16 protein-coding genes are annotated in these 14,170 nt (G+C 48.8%); 6 read left to right on the forward strand and 10 right to left on the reverse strand.

Annotated features, from left to right (window positions below; genetic code table 11):
* Nucleotides 1-70: 70 nt before the first annotated feature.
* Together W04_RS01305 and W04_RS01310 are read right to left on the reverse strand one after the other, a co-directional pair.
* Complete coding sequence (locus tag W04_RS01305) at nucleotides 71-490, reverse strand: hypothetical protein (protein WP_053909483.1); 420 nt, start codon at nucleotides 488-490, stop codon at nucleotides 71-73.
* A 127-nt stretch (nucleotides 491-617) separates the two neighbouring features.
* Complete coding sequence (locus W04_RS01310; RefSeq protein WP_053909484.1) at nucleotides 618-836, reverse strand: hypothetical protein; 219 nt, start codon at nucleotides 834-836, stop codon at nucleotides 618-620.
* Between the two features lie 287 nt (nucleotides 837-1,123).
* Between W04_RS01310 and W04_RS19205 the strand changes: the two genes are divergently transcribed.
* Nucleotides 1,124-1,243, forward strand: coding sequence for a phage integrase N-terminal SAM-like domain-containing protein (locus W04_RS19205; protein WP_373432690.1), 120 nt, complete (start codon nucleotides 1,124-1,126; stop codon nucleotides 1,241-1,243).
* 7 nt (nucleotides 1,244-1,250) lie between these two features.
* Here the strand turns inward: W04_RS19205 and W04_RS01315 are convergent, their stop codons facing one another.
* A complete protein-coding gene (locus tag W04_RS01315) occupies nucleotides 1,251-1,709 on the reverse strand; it encodes a MarR family winged helix-turn-helix transcriptional regulator (RefSeq protein WP_053909485.1) in 459 nt (152 codons plus the stop codon).
* A 114-nt stretch (nucleotides 1,710-1,823) separates the two neighbouring features.
* Here W04_RS01315 and W04_RS01320 point away from each other — a divergent pair, with 114 nt between their 5' ends.
* Complete coding sequence (locus W04_RS01320; protein ID WP_130146258.1) at nucleotides 1,824-2,252, forward strand: organic hydroperoxide resistance protein; 429 nt, start codon at nucleotides 1,824-1,826, stop codon at nucleotides 2,250-2,252.
* Nucleotides 2,253-2,307: 55 nt separating this feature from the next.
* Here W04_RS01320 and W04_RS01325 read toward each other — a convergent pair whose 3' ends face one another.
* The 3 genes from W04_RS01325 to W04_RS19025 form a co-directional block, all read right to left on the reverse strand.
* On the reverse strand, nucleotides 2,308-4,335 hold the full coding sequence (locus tag W04_RS01325) for a prolyl oligopeptidase family serine peptidase (protein ID WP_053909697.1): 2,028 nt from the start codon (nucleotides 4,333-4,335) through the stop codon (nucleotides 2,308-2,310).
* Between the two features lie 116 nt (nucleotides 4,336-4,451).
* Nucleotides 4,452-4,766 carry a hypothetical protein gene (locus tag W04_RS01330; protein WP_022945241.1) on the reverse strand — a complete coding sequence of 105 codons (315 nt, stop codon included), beginning with the start codon at nucleotides 4,764-4,766 and terminating at the stop codon, nucleotides 4,452-4,454.
* A 99-nt stretch (nucleotides 4,767-4,865) separates the two neighbouring features.
* Nucleotides 4,866-5,240, reverse strand: a complete 375-nt coding sequence (locus tag W04_RS19025; protein ID WP_082342074.1) for a DUF1294 domain-containing protein — start codon at nucleotides 5,238-5,240, stop codon at nucleotides 4,866-4,868.
* A gap of 87 nt (nucleotides 5,241-5,327) precedes the next feature.
* On the opposite strand from W04_RS19025, the gene W04_RS01340 reads away from it, so the two are divergent.
* A complete protein-coding gene (locus tag W04_RS01340) occupies nucleotides 5,328-5,723 on the forward strand; it encodes a hypothetical protein (protein ID WP_053909486.1) in 396 nt (131 codons plus the stop codon).
* A gap of 4 nt (nucleotides 5,724-5,727) precedes the next feature.
* Here W04_RS01340 and W04_RS01345 read toward each other — a convergent pair whose 3' ends face one another.
* Entirely contained in the window at nucleotides 5,728-7,785 is a 2,058-nt protein-coding gene (locus W04_RS01345; protein WP_157576205.1) for a TonB-dependent receptor, read from the reverse strand.
* Nucleotides 7,786-7,999: 214 nt separating this feature from the next.
* Nucleotides 8,000-9,268, reverse strand: a complete 1,269-nt coding sequence (locus tag W04_RS01350) for a glycerophosphodiester phosphodiesterase family protein (protein WP_053909488.1) — start codon at nucleotides 9,266-9,268, stop codon at nucleotides 8,000-8,002.
* Nucleotides 9,269-9,396: 128 nt separating this feature from the next.
* Between W04_RS01350 and W04_RS01355 the strand changes: the two genes are divergently transcribed.
* Entirely contained in the window at nucleotides 9,397-10,290 is an 894-nt protein-coding gene (locus W04_RS01355; RefSeq protein WP_197275927.1) for an MBL fold metallo-hydrolase, read from the forward strand.
* On the opposite strand, the gene W04_RS01360 is transcribed toward W04_RS01355, so the two are convergent.
* Both W04_RS01360 and W04_RS01365 read right to left on the reverse strand, forming a co-directional pair.
* Nucleotides 10,287-11,378, reverse strand: coding sequence for an alkene reductase (locus W04_RS01360; RefSeq protein WP_053909489.1), 1,092 nt, complete (start codon nucleotides 11,376-11,378; stop codon nucleotides 10,287-10,289). The two genes, W04_RS01355 and W04_RS01360, sit on opposite strands and share 4 nt — an antisense overlap.
* 92 nt (nucleotides 11,379-11,470) lie before the next feature.
* Nucleotides 11,471-12,355, reverse strand: a complete 885-nt coding sequence (locus tag W04_RS01365; protein WP_053909490.1) for a LysR substrate-binding domain-containing protein — start codon at nucleotides 12,353-12,355, stop codon at nucleotides 11,471-11,473.
* 253 nt (nucleotides 12,356-12,608) lie between these two features.
* On the opposite strand from W04_RS01365, the gene W04_RS01370 reads away from it, so the two are divergent.
* Both W04_RS01370 and W04_RS01375 read left to right on the forward strand, forming a co-directional pair.
* The gene (locus W04_RS01370) at nucleotides 12,609-13,592 is read left to right on the forward strand and encodes an LLM class flavin-dependent oxidoreductase (protein ID WP_053909491.1); all 984 of its coding nucleotides are present in this window, start codon (nucleotides 12,609-12,611) and stop codon (nucleotides 13,590-13,592) included.
* A gap of 77 nt (nucleotides 13,593-13,669) precedes the next feature.
* The gene (locus W04_RS01375) at nucleotides 13,670-14,053 is read left to right on the forward strand and encodes a VOC family protein (protein WP_053909492.1); all 384 of its coding nucleotides are present in this window, start codon (nucleotides 13,670-13,672) and stop codon (nucleotides 14,051-14,053) included.
* Nucleotides 14,054-14,170: the final 117 nt, after the last annotated feature.

Raw genomic sequence — 14,170 nt, forward strand, 5'->3', positions numbered from 1 at the left:
AATTGTTGGCTAATATAACGAACGCAGTGAGGAAAGCCAACGGTTAAAAGTCCCACACTGCAATGGCTTGTTATATTTCAACTTCTTCGAATATTGCATACGATTTATGAAGTATTCGTGCACCTATATACACCTTCTCTGGTGTGATACCACAAGAGTATCTATAGGATTTGCCAACCTCAACAACAGCAATAATTTCAGCGTCTGTCGCACCACCTCCATAATTGCATTGCAATATGAATTTATACTCGCCTGGTTTCAAGTAAGCTTCTTGAATAGCATTTTGCATTGGCTTAAATTGCATAACCAATGAACCGTTAGCGTCAAAAACTGCATTGATAAATGCACTCGGTTTGCTACTAAACGGTTTATGTGGTTGTTTGAAGATATATGCTAACTGATTTTGAGCAATTCCTTCGGGGTTGTGAAATCTTGTAGCTTGGCAACCAGCCAATAAAAGAACAAGAAATACCAACATGGAGTTTTTCACTAAACTATCCTTGAAATATAACGCTAAGCTAAGGGGCAATGACATGCGGCGAGAATGTCGAAGCCGCCGCGTGTTATTGTCCCAGGGAGCGTAGCGACCGCCTTAAGCGCCTTGTTATGTGGCATTGCTAATTCCACCCCAGATCTGGCTTTTCATTTAATATTTGCATAGCCGCTGCACAAAGGTCTTCACCAATAATTTGATTTGTACCCCAATCTTGATTCCATTTTTCGCCGCATTCAGAAGCTACAGCGCGGAAAGAGCAACCTTCTTCTACTCGAAGAAACTTTACGAATTGTGCTCTCTCAGTGTCCATTATTTGGCTCAATTCATCCACGAAATTCATTATCTACCCTCTGCCACATAACAATTTAATATCGAGCGATTGGGTCGTTTTTCTGCCGCAACCTGTCTCGTTTTTGTCCTTAGACCATTGATAGCAAATTTAGGAAGTACTTACCAGCATTGAAGTTATGCTGCATTGCTCTAAATGTGGACACGACAAAAACGACCCAATGGGTCGTTTTCCTGACTATAGGAGAAATACAACAATGCTGTATATAAAGACAATTATTTGTTGAGGCTGGCTCAGTGAGAACTCGTTCACCATTTTCAAACCACATCGGTGAGTTTATGCTGACGAAGCAATATTCGCTCACAGCCGTTGATACATATCTTAAGTGGATTTCTTCCTATATTCATTATCATGATAAACGTCACCCAGCTTCAATGGGCAATAACGAGGTTATCTGATCAGTATTTACTGGGTATCGGCATCACAAAGTGTGGTGTGTAAGTCATCACTCACCTTGTCTATTAGTCGTATCAACTCCATTCCTTCTTTATCACTGATATTTTTGAGGTTACAGCGCATCTGCTGGGGAATTTTTTGCGCGGTGTGTTTGGCCTTTTTTCCATAGTCGCTGAGTACCACCCGCTTTACCCGCTTGTCATGCTGATCATGGATCACCTGCACAAAAGATTTCTGCGTGAGCTTTTTTAAAATTAAACTCATGGCACCACCATCAACATGGGTTTTCTCAAGTAATTGATGAATGGTGACTTGGTCTTTTTCCCATAATGCCATTAACACCACGTACTGTGGGTAAGTAATATCGAGCTCACGCAATAACGGCCGATAGGCCCGGGTGAAGGCGTTAGCCACGGTGTAAAAGCGGTGACACAGCTGGTAGTCAAGTTTTAAAGCATTGTCGGTCATGATCTCTCCTTTATTTTATTTTGCATGCAAATAACTTGATCTTCAAGTTGGCCATCGCTATTATTTATTTTGCATACAAAGTAAATTTCTAAATAGTTAACTAGAAGGAGGCCAATAATGGCGTTAGAACAGATTCTTTATAGTGCAAAAGCCACGGCAACTGGTGGACGAGACGGCTCTGCCAAGTCGGACGACGGCCGTTTAGATGTTGACCTATCGGTTCCAAAGGGGCTGGGGGGCGATGATGGTCAGGGCACCAACCCTGAGCAGCTTTTTGCCGCCGGTTATTCAGCGTGTTTTATTGGCGCGTTGAAAAAAGTGGCTGGCGATCAAAAAATTAAGTTACCTCAGGATATTGCCGTCACCGGTGAGGTTGCAATTGGTCCAAAAGGGCAAGGTTTTTCTATCGACGCTAAGCTCACCGTGGATTTGGGGGATATGGACAAAGCGCAGGCGCGTCAATTAGTGGATACCGCGCATCAGGTTTGCCCTTATTCCAATGCCACACGTGGCAACATTGATGTGGAACTGGTGCTGGCCTAAAGGCACAGCCTAGTCGCGACAAGGGCGGCGACAGCGTGTCGCCGCCCTTATATGGTTATTTATCGGCCTGCTTTTCGCCGTGCTTTTCAAACCACCACAGAATGTAGGCGACTTTTGCCATCAGGTTCGAAGGCCGTTTGGTGATGCCATGTGAGGCATCAGGAATACGCACTATGGCGGTGTCCACACCCTGCAATTGCAATGCTTGGTAGAACTGCTCCGTTTCGGAAATAGGCGTACGATAATCGGCCTCACCGGTTAATAGCATGGTGGGGGTGGTTACATTGCCCACATAGCTAATAGGTGAGCGCTCCATATAATGTTGCATATGCTCCCATGGTTTGCCTGGGAACCAGTAATCCGCAAAGAAGGGATAAAAATCAGCCGTTAGTACAAAGCTAAACCAATTAATTACAGGCTTGGCAACCACCGCCGCAGCAAAGCGATCGGTATGGCCGACTATCCACGAGGTAAGTACACCGCCGCCAGAGCCACCGGTTACATAGAGTTTAGTGTCATCAATAAAGCCTTTGGCAACTAAGGCATCCACACCCGTCATCAAATCATGGTAGTCGTTGCTTGGGTAGTTATGATGAATCGTTTGCGCAAAGTCTTTGCCGTAAGAGTCACTGCCGCGTGGGTTCATGTACAGCACCACGTTATCTTGAGCGGCGAATAATTGTGCTTCAGCGCTGAAGTGAGGCCCGTAGTTGGCCACCGGTCCACCGTGGATCTCGAGAATCAAAGGGTATTTCTTGGTTGCATCAAAGTGCGGTGGGTAGACAATCCAACCCTGAATGTCGAGCTCATCGTGGCTGGACTTAACCCACAATTCTTCCACTTTCCCAAGCGTTTTGTTGGCCAAGGCATCTTCATTTAAATGCGTTAACCGCAGCGCTTCGCCGCGCTTAGTCAAGGCCACATCGGCAGGGCGCTGAGTGTCGGCGAGCGTGAACGCAATATCACCCTCGGCGCTAACGTCAAAATCGCCGCCAGAGTAAGGGCGACCAAAAGACACGCTCCCCACTTTGTCGGTGATCACCTTGGCTTCACCGCGCAAAGGTTGGTAGCCAATGGTGGTTTTGCCTTCGCTATCGTAGCTAAAGTACAGGCCGCGACTATCATCCGCCCAGTGTATTTGCGCCACTGCGCGGTCAAAGTCCGGCGTTAGGCTGCGCGTCGCGCCAGATTCTAAATCGCGGATATAGAGCTGCGTGTTTTCATAGTTAGTGCGCTTATCGTCATAGCCGGTGTAGGCTAAGTACCGACCATTGGGAGACACCTGCGGCTGGCTGTCTGGGCCATCGCGGTCGGTGATGGCGCGAATGCTAAGAGTATCAAGCTCCAGCGCGTAAATTTCAGAGTTTATCGGCTTTAACTCATGGTCGCTGTGACGGTTTGCTGAAAAGTATAAGGTGCTGCCATCGTCACTAAAACTGATACTGCCGCCATGGTCAAAGTCACCGGATGTGAGCTGCACCGCGTTGCCGCCGTTGGCAGCAATACGAAACAGGTGATTATGGCCTGCTTTGGTATAGCCGGCGCCATCAGCGCGGTAGTAAACCTCATCGATAAACAGCGCTGGGTCCGCCCATTTTGCGCCTTCGGGCTTACCGGGTAAGCTCACCGGGCTATTAGGCTTAGCAGGCACAAACATACTGAATACTAAGCTTTTGCCGTCCGGTGTCCAGGTGGGCTTGGAGGGGCTCTGTGTAAGGTTGCTGATTTTACTTACCGCGCCTGTATTTAACCACTTAACATACAGCTGTGCGCTGCCATCTCGTGTAGAAATAAACGCTAAGCGACTGCCATCGGGGGATAACACGGGGGCAAAATCTTGATGTACGCCACTGGTTACCGGTTGTAGCTGTTTATTGTCGGTGCTGACCTGCCAAATATTACTAAATTTGCGATCTGACTTAATGTCCATGCGATTGCGCACGAAATACACGGTATCGCCATCATCACTGATATCGATTTGGTTGGCATATTCAAGATTGAAAACGTCTTCAAGCGCGAGTACATCATGGCGAGTGCTTTGGGCTGCATTGGCGATACCGCTGGTTGCGATAGCTAAACCCATGGCCCAAGAGAGGGGAGTGAATTTCATAATCTGTCCTTGGCAGCTATGTCAGTCTCCCTGTTATAAAACCCATACTCTGCAGGTGCAACTTTATTCGATAAAAAATGACAGCTTGGTCATGGAGTTGCAAAAAATAAGGGCAGCAGCATAGCGATTAACGCGATGATCATGCCACATTGGTTGGTCAATGAGATTTGCTTGCGCTTACGGCTGATGTAATCGTCACTCAGGCTGTATCCACTTTCGTTGTTGAGCCAGGCATCTAAGTTGGTTTCCAGTGCTTTGGCTTTACTGAGTTTTAACGGGTTATGATTAAGCACTGCGCGCAAGTCGGGATAGTACTGTTCAACATAGCTACGTAGCTGTTTACGAAGGGTAAAGCGCACCCATAGGTAGGCGCCAAAAAGGAGTAAGAAAATAATTAAGTTCATTGCTGTAAATCCATTTAACGAGCGTGACGTTTTATTTGTTCCCAAGTTTAGCAAAAATGTATAAAAAGTCAGCACTTTTATGCTTAGCCAAAAGTATGACTACCACAAAGCATCGCTACCCAAAACCAGTTGTACTGCAACAATGATAAACATCCAGCAATGGACCAAAATAGTCACCCATAGCTTTATGATAAAGGCGCGCTTTTGCGATTTATGACGTAACCAAGTTTGCGCCGCAAGGGCTCCTAGCCAGCCACCGAATAGCGACCATATTAATAAGTCACGCTCGGGTGTACGTGAGTGTTGGCGCTGCGCCGCGCGTTTATCATGCCAAAACCACATAAAGGTAATCGTGCTCATGCATAAATAGAAGACGCTGGGCCAAAGGTTTTGCACTTGCCAACAGAGCAGTGCGACAGCGCAGACAAAGAGTAAGCTGTAAACACCTTTGCAAAGCTGCAATATAAACTTCATTATGTGTTGTCCGATAAATTTTGGCTCAAGTGTCCCTAGTCGGTGCCGATAGTATTTAAAAGCGAGCCATGATGCCAAGGACGCGCAATGCGCATTGATTCTGCCTATTCACAATCTATCCCGACAACGCCTCAATCTGAGGGCACTTTACGCCTGCAACCCCAGCATAATCAAGCCAAAGCTCAGGCTGAGGCGGACATTAAGCAGAGCTTGCGCGAGCAACTGCCCGCGCATATTCAGAAAATGCTAGAACAAATCGAGCGCGTAAAAGAGCAAATAGACCAAGCACGGGAAAGGTTGAGAACTCTGCAAAACGAGCAAGACCCCAATGATGAGGAAACGCACAAAGCAATGCTCGAATCACAGCGCAATCTTGTTGCCAATATGGAAGTACAGCTTATGCAAATGACTCAAGCGGTCACCGACGCACTCAAAGAGGCCGGGATCTCCGACCCCGGTATACTCTTAAGCGCACTAAGCTAATAAGTTACCACTGCCTTTCGATACTAAATAGCACGCTGCGCGGGCGCCCGGGAAAGTAACGATCGCCGCTGAAAGTTGTGAAGTCAGCACGTTCGGCATAGGCTGTATCTGCGATATTCTCGACTCGAACGATCACTCGCCAGTCCTTATTCACTTGCCATGCACCGCGTACATTAATGAGATCAAGGCCACTGTAGCGGTGTAAATTTTGTGGGTCGGTGTAATAATCACTGACGTGATGCCACTCCAGGGCAACATCGACATCGTCACTGACTTGCCAATGCAGTTGAGTATTTGCCACCCATTTGGGCGCCGTATCCATAATGTTACCCTTGAGTTGAGTGTTAGCGATGACTTGCTGGTGCTCATAGGTGTGCATCGCCCGACTCAGCGCAAGTTGCAGCATTACCCGGCTACTAGCCTGATAGCGTAGCTCTAACTCAATACCTCGGTGTTTACTTTCACCATCACTGACATTAAAGAAGTCACTATCGCGGAAAATAAAGTTATCTTTGTGCATCACGTAGCCAGCTAGGTTGAAGCGCACTGAATTGTAAGCCCCCTTTACACCCAGCTCCACGCTATTGATGGTTTCGCTTTTTAAATCGGCCACTTGCTGCTGGCGCTGTAGTTGATATAACTCTGAGGTTTGCGGCGCGCGGTAGCCTTTGGCGAGATTAGTGTAAGCAATAAGTTCAGGGCTCAGCTGATAGCTCAGCGATAGCTTCGGGGAGAGATCGGCAAAGCTGTTGTCGCCGCTCGCGGGGCGTGAATAACGACAACCGCCAAAGCCACATTCGCTGCCATCGTCACGGGTACGCCCAGCGAGCATATGGTTGTTGTAGTTGTAGTCGATGTGCTCGTAACGTGCCCCTAAAGTCACTAACCAGGCCGAATGACGATAAGAGAGCTGCGCAAAAGGGGCATACCATGTCGCATCAACGCTGTAATCGTAATGCTTTCCTTGTGGTACGGTGGCCTGTAAAAAGGCTGAACCGGTGGTTGGCTGGTGCTGATATTGCAGCACGTCGCCTTGAGTGTACTCACCATCTATGCCTAGGTTTAGTTGCCAAGAATGATTGAGTTGGGTTTGCCAAAGCGTTTGTACGCCAACCCCTTGCTGGCTATTTTCTTCCAGCGGTTTACCGGGTAAAAAATGCTTCAAAAAGGTCATTTGTTGGTCACGCACATAAGGGGTGATCATCCAGGTGGATTGCCCATTTGCTTGCCAAGTAAACTGCGACCACAGCCGCGTCGCGCGATTTTTGCGAAAGGCTTCTGGGTTGGGGTTTTGCTGTGCCAATTGCTCATTTTTATAGGCTTCAAAACCCTCAATATAGCCCGCTGTTTGTTGGTCTAGGTGGGTGTAGGTGAGCCCAGTTTGCACCCTCAAGGTATCGCCGCTATAGCGATAGCGCAGATTGACTTTCTCTTGGTCAACACTCTCGTCATCGCGGTAGCCGCTATCACGGGTAATACTGCTATTAATGCCAAAACCTTGCTCGCCTAAATCTTTACCGGCGCGCAGTTTTGCGCGTTTATAGCCATACGAGCCCACATCGAGGCCAGCGAAGCCGCCCCCATAAGTAGTATCGGGGGTTATCACATTAATTACCCCGTGCACAGCATTTGAGCCATACAGCGCCGAGCCTGGCCCTTTAAGTACTTCAATACGCTCGGCCATTTCACTGTGCGCTTCAAACAGTTCATTAACGTTGCAGAAACCGGCTGCACGCAGGGCAATACCATCTTCTAGCGCCAACACTTCGGCACATGCCCCCCCGCCGGTGAATACCGGAGAGCGCAATGATGGTAAATACTCTTGGCCGTTACCGTGTTGTAAATTGGCACCGGCGATTTGTTTCATGGCTTTTTCAATGTGTGTGCTGCCAAGGATGGCCAGTTGTTCAGCATTGATGGTGGCAATATTCAATGCCATAGCGTCATCTGTTACCGCCAATCGCGAGGCAGTGGTGGTGATGCGTTCAATATCGGCTAAGTCATCTTGAGCGAGTGCCACTTGTGTAAACGCGAGTAGAGATAAGAATGTTGGTCTAAGCATACGTTTTCTGTGCATTTTTTGTTGATGGTACGGATTTGTAGCGCGCAGTGCAAAATTATACTCTGAGACGGTATTGGCTGATCACTGTGGTGCACAGTGGTGTCGAAATACCAGGGAATTAGTCAGGCTGTTGGTTGACTGTTGGGGCGAGTGAGGTGGGGGGTTGAAAGCACCCAGCGAGGCTAGGTGCCTCGCTGCGGTGATATAAGCGCTGCTAAGCCTCGTTATTAGCCAACTTACAATTAGCATAATAGGTGGTGGTCGCAGGCCAGTCACTGAACACACCAATGACGCCAACATCTTGCGCTAACACATCCAGCACTTGCATCATCACACCATCTGAATCAACGGCATCGGTGATTGATTGGTAGTACCAGCCACCACCGCCCTCAAGCGGCCCAGAGCGCTCTAATGACCAAGCAATAATTTTCAATCCCGCCTCGTTGGCTGCTTTGGCGTACGCCGAGGGAACAATCTGATTATTATTATCTAAATCAAGTAACATCCAAATCGGTGGCGCAATAACTTCGATGCCCTGATTGACCAGCTCAGCCATACTAGGTGACCAAGTTTGCGCATTACTGGGATCAAAGCCCGGTTCGGCGTCACGACCGTCAAGATAAACGGCCTGTGCGGCAAATTCTGGATGAGTGTTAACCCAATGCAACACATCATCGCGGTTAAATGATTGCGGCCACACCTGATCAGCAGCAACTCCCGCAAGTTCATACTCGTTCAGCATTTTTGATGCGTAATCGGTTTGCGACATGCCATTAAAGGGCATGCTGACGCTAGGTGATTTCAACTCTGGGGTCATTTTTACGCCCAGTGATTTAAACAATTCAATGCTTTCTTGATGGGTCATCAAGGTACCGCGAGCGGCATATAAGTCGGTTCGCCACGGCGCCGTGCCTTTCATATATTCACTGACAGTGGTTGCTGCTGGGTTCGCTCCATCCATTTTTCCCTTGAGCGTTTTAAACTCGGCTAAGGTGATATCGCTGGTGCAACACTGCGCGCTTGCGGGTACGCCGTCTGCGGCGGGAGTGAAAGGCTCTGAGCATTTGCTAGCAAGTTCGGTTTCTAGAATATTGGTGGTGGTATGCAGATCACACTGCGAATGGCGACAGACCAGCTCATTGTCGGCGGTAAAGGTGACATCACATTCTAAGATCCCTGCACCCATGCGTGCTGCCGCAATGTAACTTTCACGGGTGTGCTCAGGAAATTGCATAGGTGCGCCACGGTGGCCAATGGAAAAGTCGCTGGCCACGAAGTTGTCGTCGGCACATGCTTGCAGTGCTTCTTTAAGTGGCCCCGCAGCCATGGCATCAACCAGCGCAAATGGGCGAGGGCCCAGTTGCACTGAAGCTGGAGAGGCTGTTTGTGGCTGTTCAACCACCACAGGATCAGAATCTGAGCTGCTGTTACATCCGCTTAATAAAAGCGCCGCCAACGAGCAACTAATGAGAGAAAAGCGCATAGAGTTAGTTCCTTTTTTAGGTTTTTAACCATCATAAGGACGCGATGTTTTATTTTTATTACAGCGACACAAGCACCACTTGATCGCTACAGCTAATTGCACAGTAGACTAAACTATCAGCAATGTGAATGAACAATAAGAGTTTTATGTATAAGGTATTGATGTGTTTGTTATGGATGGTGAGTTTTGCTGGCAGCGCTCAGTCTTATGTGATTGAGCAAGTTAAAGACAATGTGTATCGGTTTAGTGCAGGCCACTACCACAGCGTCTTTATGATCACTGATAAGGGGGCATTTGTCACCGATCCTATTAATGCTGATGCGGCGAAATGGCTGAAAAAGGCGATTCACTCTCGTTTTGGTGTTGCCATTAAGTTCATGGCTTACAGTCACAACCATATTGACCACACGCTCGGTGGCGAATTTCTGGTCGATGAACAGACTACCGTTGTTGCTCATCGTTATGCGGATGAGGACATGCGTTGGACCAAAGCTCCCGTGCGCTTTGCTGACGTTACCTTCACTGATTCTTTCACCGCTGAGCTTGGACAAAGCTCTGTGCAGCTTAATTATTTCGGCCCCAATAATGGGCGCGGCAATGTGAGTATGCATTTCATGCCCGCAAACGTTATGTTTGTGGTCGACTGGGTGGTGTTAGGTCGCATGCCTTACAAAAACCTACAAGGTTATGATATCCACGGCATGATCCGCTCTACAGAGCAATTACTCGCAAGCCACGACTTTGATATTTTGGTAGGGGGACATGCACAAATGGGTGACAAGGGCGACGTGCGTCGCTACCTTGCCTACCTGAAGACCCTTTATAATAGCGTACGTGACGCGATGTTGGCGGGCCATACTTTGACGCAAATGCAGCAACAGCTACATTTTCCTGAATTCAGCCACCTGCCCATGTACCAGCAGTGGCGAGCGCAAAATATTGGTGGTGTGTACCGCACGCTGATAGAAGAGTCTTACTTTAATTTTCGCCCCGATGTGAGCGTTAAAGAGAACGAACACTAAGTGGTCGCATTGGGGTAATCAGTATAACCCTCTGGGCCACCGCCAAATAATGTTTGCGGATCATGCTCTGCTAGAGGCAAACCTGCTTTGAGGCGCTGCGGTAAATCCGGGTTGGCAACAAAGGGGCGACCAAAGCCAATCATATCGGCCCAGCCGTCCTCTAGTGCTTGTTCCGCGCGCGCCTTGGTGTATTTACCCGCGTAAATAGTAAGCCCATCAAAGGCATCACGGATAGCGTGCTTAAACTGCGTGCTCATTAAAGGCGCGTCGTCCCAGTCGGCCTCCGCAATATGGACATAGCCAACGTTAAGCTCATTAAGAGCCTGCACTGCAGCCACATACGTGCTTTGAGGGTTGTCATCCACCGCGCCATTTAAGGTTGTTAACGGTGCTAATCTGACCCCTACGGCGTTTGCACCAAACACCTCACTGACCGCGCTGACGACTTCACGCAAAAAGCGCAGGCGATTATCAAGGCTACCGCCATATTCATCGCTGCGGTTATTGGCTTGTGAGTCTAAAAACTGGTTGATTAGATACCCGTTGGCAGCATGCAGCTCAATGCCGTCAAAGCCTGCTTCTTTGGCGCATTGGGCGCTGTGGCGATACTGCGCGATGACCTCGTGAATTTCTGCAACGCTCATGGCGCGCGGCATTTGCGCCTCGACAAAACCTGGGTTGTTATTGTCATCGATAAACACCTTCACCCCCTTGGCTTGAATAGCAGACGATGAGATGGGCTGCTTGCCGCCAGTATTACTTTCATGGGATACGCGGCCGACATGCCACAGCTGGGCAAACATCACACCGCCGGCTTGGTGGACGGCGTCGGTGACCTTGCGCCAACCGGCAACCTGCTCTGGGGTGTAGATCCCCGGGGTCCAGGCATAGCCTTTACCTAGTTCGCTGATTTGCGTACCTTCACTGATAATCAGTCCGGCACTGGCACGCTGCGCGTAGTAGGTCGCCATTAAGTCATTGGCGATGTCACCCGGTTGGGTTGAACGCGAACGTGTCATCGGTGGCATAACAATGCGGTTTTTAAGCGTTTTTCCTGCCAATTTAACGGGTGAAAATAGGGATGTCATAAAGCCTCCTGATAGGTATAAACAACAGCCTATAGGAGTTTTCTTTTGCGAAAAACAGTGCTTTTGGCAAAACACTTTTACAAAAAATGTAACTAAAGCTGTAGCCGAGGGGCAATAAAGTCTAAAAATGCGCAAATGCGCGATGACACCGCACTGTTGCGATAGTACACCGCTTGTACCGACTCGCGGCGGTTGGGTGAGCTAATCGCGTCACTCAGCACGCAGTGCAGGCGTCCAGCCTGAATGTCCTTCGCCACCATAAAATTAGAAAGCAACGCCACGCCTTGGCCGGCAATACATAACTGGCGTACTGTTTCACCACTGGATGCGGTGATGGCAAAAGGTAAGTGTACAGCCTGACGTAATGGCCAATTATTAAGGTGTGGAGCGTCGCTAAAGCCGATAATTCGCGCTTTACTGAGCTGCTCAAGAGAGTTTATTGGTTGTGTTTGCAGATACTCGGGGCTGGCAACAATGTGCAGCTGCGAACGCCCTAGCAGTCGCGCATGGAGGTTCGAGTCGGCCAAATCACCAATGCGAATCGCGACATCGGCTTTGTGCTCAAGCAAGTCAATAACGTCATCATGGGAGGAGATATCTAAATTTATGCCGGGGTAGGCTTGGCAAAACTCATTCACCAATGGCGTCAGTTGATGCAGAACAAAAGGGCTCGCAGCATCAACCCGTAAATTTCCTTTAGGGCACTGATTTAACAGGCCGATTGCCTCCTCACCTTTGGCAAGCGTGTTTAAACCTTGGCGCGCATAATCGACATAAGTTTGGCCTTCATGGGTGAGGCTAATTCGTCGGGTAGTGCGGTTAAACAACGGCACATCAAGCGCCTGCTCTAGGCGGCTAATCGCACGGGATACCTTTGCTACAGGCTGGTCCATTAACTTTGCGGCATTAGAGAAGCTGCCAGCATCCACAACGGTGAGGAATATTTCAATATCTTGGGTTTTAGCAGTGAGTGGCATGATTATCTCAGTGAGTGATCATATTAGCGTTGATTTTTGCTTCTTTATTAGATTATTGCAACTGAGTAGCCAAATTCCTCTTGTTTTTGTGCAGCTATCTTGATGACCACTTGAGCTTTATTGAGAGAGCTTGCGCTTATTGATGCCGAAATAGCATCATGATAATGCCATATTGTGGCTGCTGTATCGGTAGAGATGTTGTTAAGGTGACCCTATCAACATAATGTAGAACGTGCTAAATGAAGAGGTAATAATGACCGCTATTGCTAAGCTCAGTGTGCTTGATCTCGCGCCCGTGGTGCAAGGCAGCAACGCCAATGAAGCGTTTGCCCGCGCTAAGGAGCTTGCTCAACATGTGGAACGTTTAGGTTACCATCGTTTTTGGATGGCGGAGCATCATAATATGCCCGACATAGCCAGCGCCGCCACATCCACCTTACTGGCGTACATTGGCGCTCATACTCAGCGTATACGTATTGGCTCTGGGGGCGTGATGCTGCCCAATCACGCGCCGATGATTGTCGCCGAACAATACGGCACCTTGGCAGCGCTGTTTCCTGAGCGCGTCGACTTAGGCATTGGTCGTGCCCCGGGGAGCGATGGCGTAACCACACGTGCGTTGCGACGTGATGCAAAGGCTGCGGAAGATTTGTTGCCACAACTCGAAGAGCTGCAATATTTTCTTGGTGAGGAACAACCTGGCCAGCGCATGCGAGCGTATCCTGGAGTCGGTTCTCACGTGCCGTTGTGGCTACTTGGTTCAAGCACTTACAGTGCCTTGCTCGCGGCACAAAAGGGCTTACCCTTTGCGTTCGCTGCGCACTTTGCCCCTGACTTTATGATGCGCGCGATAGAGTTGTATCGTGAACAGTTTCAGCCCAGCGCTCAACTGAGTGCCCCCTATGTGATGGTAGCGGTGAATGCAATTGCCGCTGCTACTGACGAGCAAGCCGAGTTTCTCGCAACCACAGGGCAGCAAAAGTTTGTCAGTATGATCAGGGGGCAAGAGGGGCTGATCCCTCCTCCCACCGATAATATGGATGCGATCTGGACCGAACTGGAACGCCAACAAGTGACTCGGATGTTGCGCGAGTCAATCATCGGTAATAAAGAGAAAGTCCAGGCCGGGCTGCGTGGGTTACAGGCGCGTACGGGGGCTGACGAAATCATGCTACATAATATTATTTATGATCAACAAGCGCGTTTGAACTCTTATGAGCTGATAATGCACGGGTGATAGATATGGGTTGGCGCTTGGTTTATCCCCGTATATGCTTGATGAGCATCTTGCATTACTAAAAAAAGGAACACAACATGATTGGCTACGTCACTTTAGGTACAAATGATTTGCAAAAGGCTGCGGCTTTTTATGATGTTTTGTTGGGCCAACTCGGTGCCGCGCGGTTTATGGAGAATGAGCGCTTAATCGCTTGGTCGACTGGCCCTGTGGGCGCCGGGTTAGCGATAGTGACGCCCTATGATGAGAGCCCAGCAAGCGCCGGTAATGGAACTATGGTGGCATTACAGGCCAGTTCCCCGGATTTGGTTGATAAGGTTTACCAAAAGGCGGTTGCTCTTGGTGCTAAAGAAGAAGGAGAGCCCGGTGAGCGTGGTGATATCCCTGGCTTTTATGCTGGCTACTTTCGAGACTTAGATGGCAATAAGTTGAATGTATTTTATATGCCAAGCCCTGCTTAATAGGTAGGGAAATGTGAATCTTACTATAGGCGCCCAGGTGGGCGCTTTGTTGCGTGTATTTGTCCCCATATAGTTAACCCTGTGTTAAAAAATAACTGCATTTTATTGACGTTTTAA

The organism is Pseudoalteromonas sp. SW0106-04 (genome assembly GCF_001293805.1).
Taxonomy (GTDB): Bacteria; Pseudomonadota; Gammaproteobacteria; order Enterobacterales; family Alteromonadaceae; genus Pseudoalteromonas; species Pseudoalteromonas ruthenica.

Excerpts from the sequence above, each read along its gene's own strand:
- W04_RS01370 (WP_053909491.1), top strand. The coding sequence starts at position 12,609 with ATGACCGCTATTGCTAAGCTCAGTGTGCTTGATCTCGCGCCCGTGGTG.
- W04_RS01375 (WP_053909492.1), top strand. The coding sequence starts at position 13,670 with ATGATTGGCTACGTCACTTTAGGTACAAATGATTTGCAAAAGGCTGCG.
- W04_RS01365 (WP_053909490.1), bottom strand. The coding sequence starts at position 12,355 with ATGCCACTCACTGCTAAAACCCAAGATATTGAAATATTCCTCACCGTT.
- W04_RS01360 (WP_053909489.1), bottom strand. The coding sequence starts at position 11,378 with ATGACATCCCTATTTTCACCCGTTAAATTGGCAGGAAAAACGCTTAAA.
- W04_RS01350 (WP_053909488.1), bottom strand. The coding sequence starts at position 9,268 with ATGCGCTTTTCTCTCATTAGTTGCTCGTTGGCGGCGCTTTTATTAAGC.
- W04_RS19025 (WP_082342074.1), bottom strand. The coding sequence starts at position 5,240 with ATGAAGTTTATATTGCAGCTTTGCAAAGGTGTTTACAGCTTACTCTTT.
- W04_RS19205 (WP_373432690.1), top strand. The coding sequence starts at position 1,124 with ATGCTGACGAAGCAATATTCGCTCACAGCCGTTGATACATATCTTAAG.
- W04_RS01315 (WP_053909485.1), bottom strand. The coding sequence starts at position 1,709 with ATGACCGACAATGCTTTAAAACTTGACTACCAGCTGTGTCACCGCTTT.
- W04_RS01310 (WP_053909484.1), bottom strand. The coding sequence starts at position 836 with ATGAATTTCGTGGATGAATTGAGCCAAATAATGGACACTGAGAGAGCA.
- W04_RS01330 (WP_022945241.1), bottom strand. The coding sequence starts at position 4,766 with ATGAACTTAATTATTTTCTTACTCCTTTTTGGCGCCTACCTATGGGTG.
- W04_RS01345 (WP_157576205.1), bottom strand. The coding sequence starts at position 7,785 with ATGCTTAGACCAACATTCTTATCTCTACTCGCGTTTACACAAGTGGCA.
- W04_RS01325 (WP_053909697.1), bottom strand. The coding sequence starts at position 4,335 with ATGGGTTTAGCTATCGCAACCAGCGGTATCGCCAATGCAGCCCAAAGC.
- W04_RS01340 (WP_053909486.1), top strand. The coding sequence starts at position 5,328 with ATGCGCATTGATTCTGCCTATTCACAATCTATCCCGACAACGCCTCAA.
- W04_RS01355 (WP_197275927.1), top strand. The coding sequence starts at position 9,397 with ATGAACAATAAGAGTTTTATGTATAAGGTATTGATGTGTTTGTTATGG.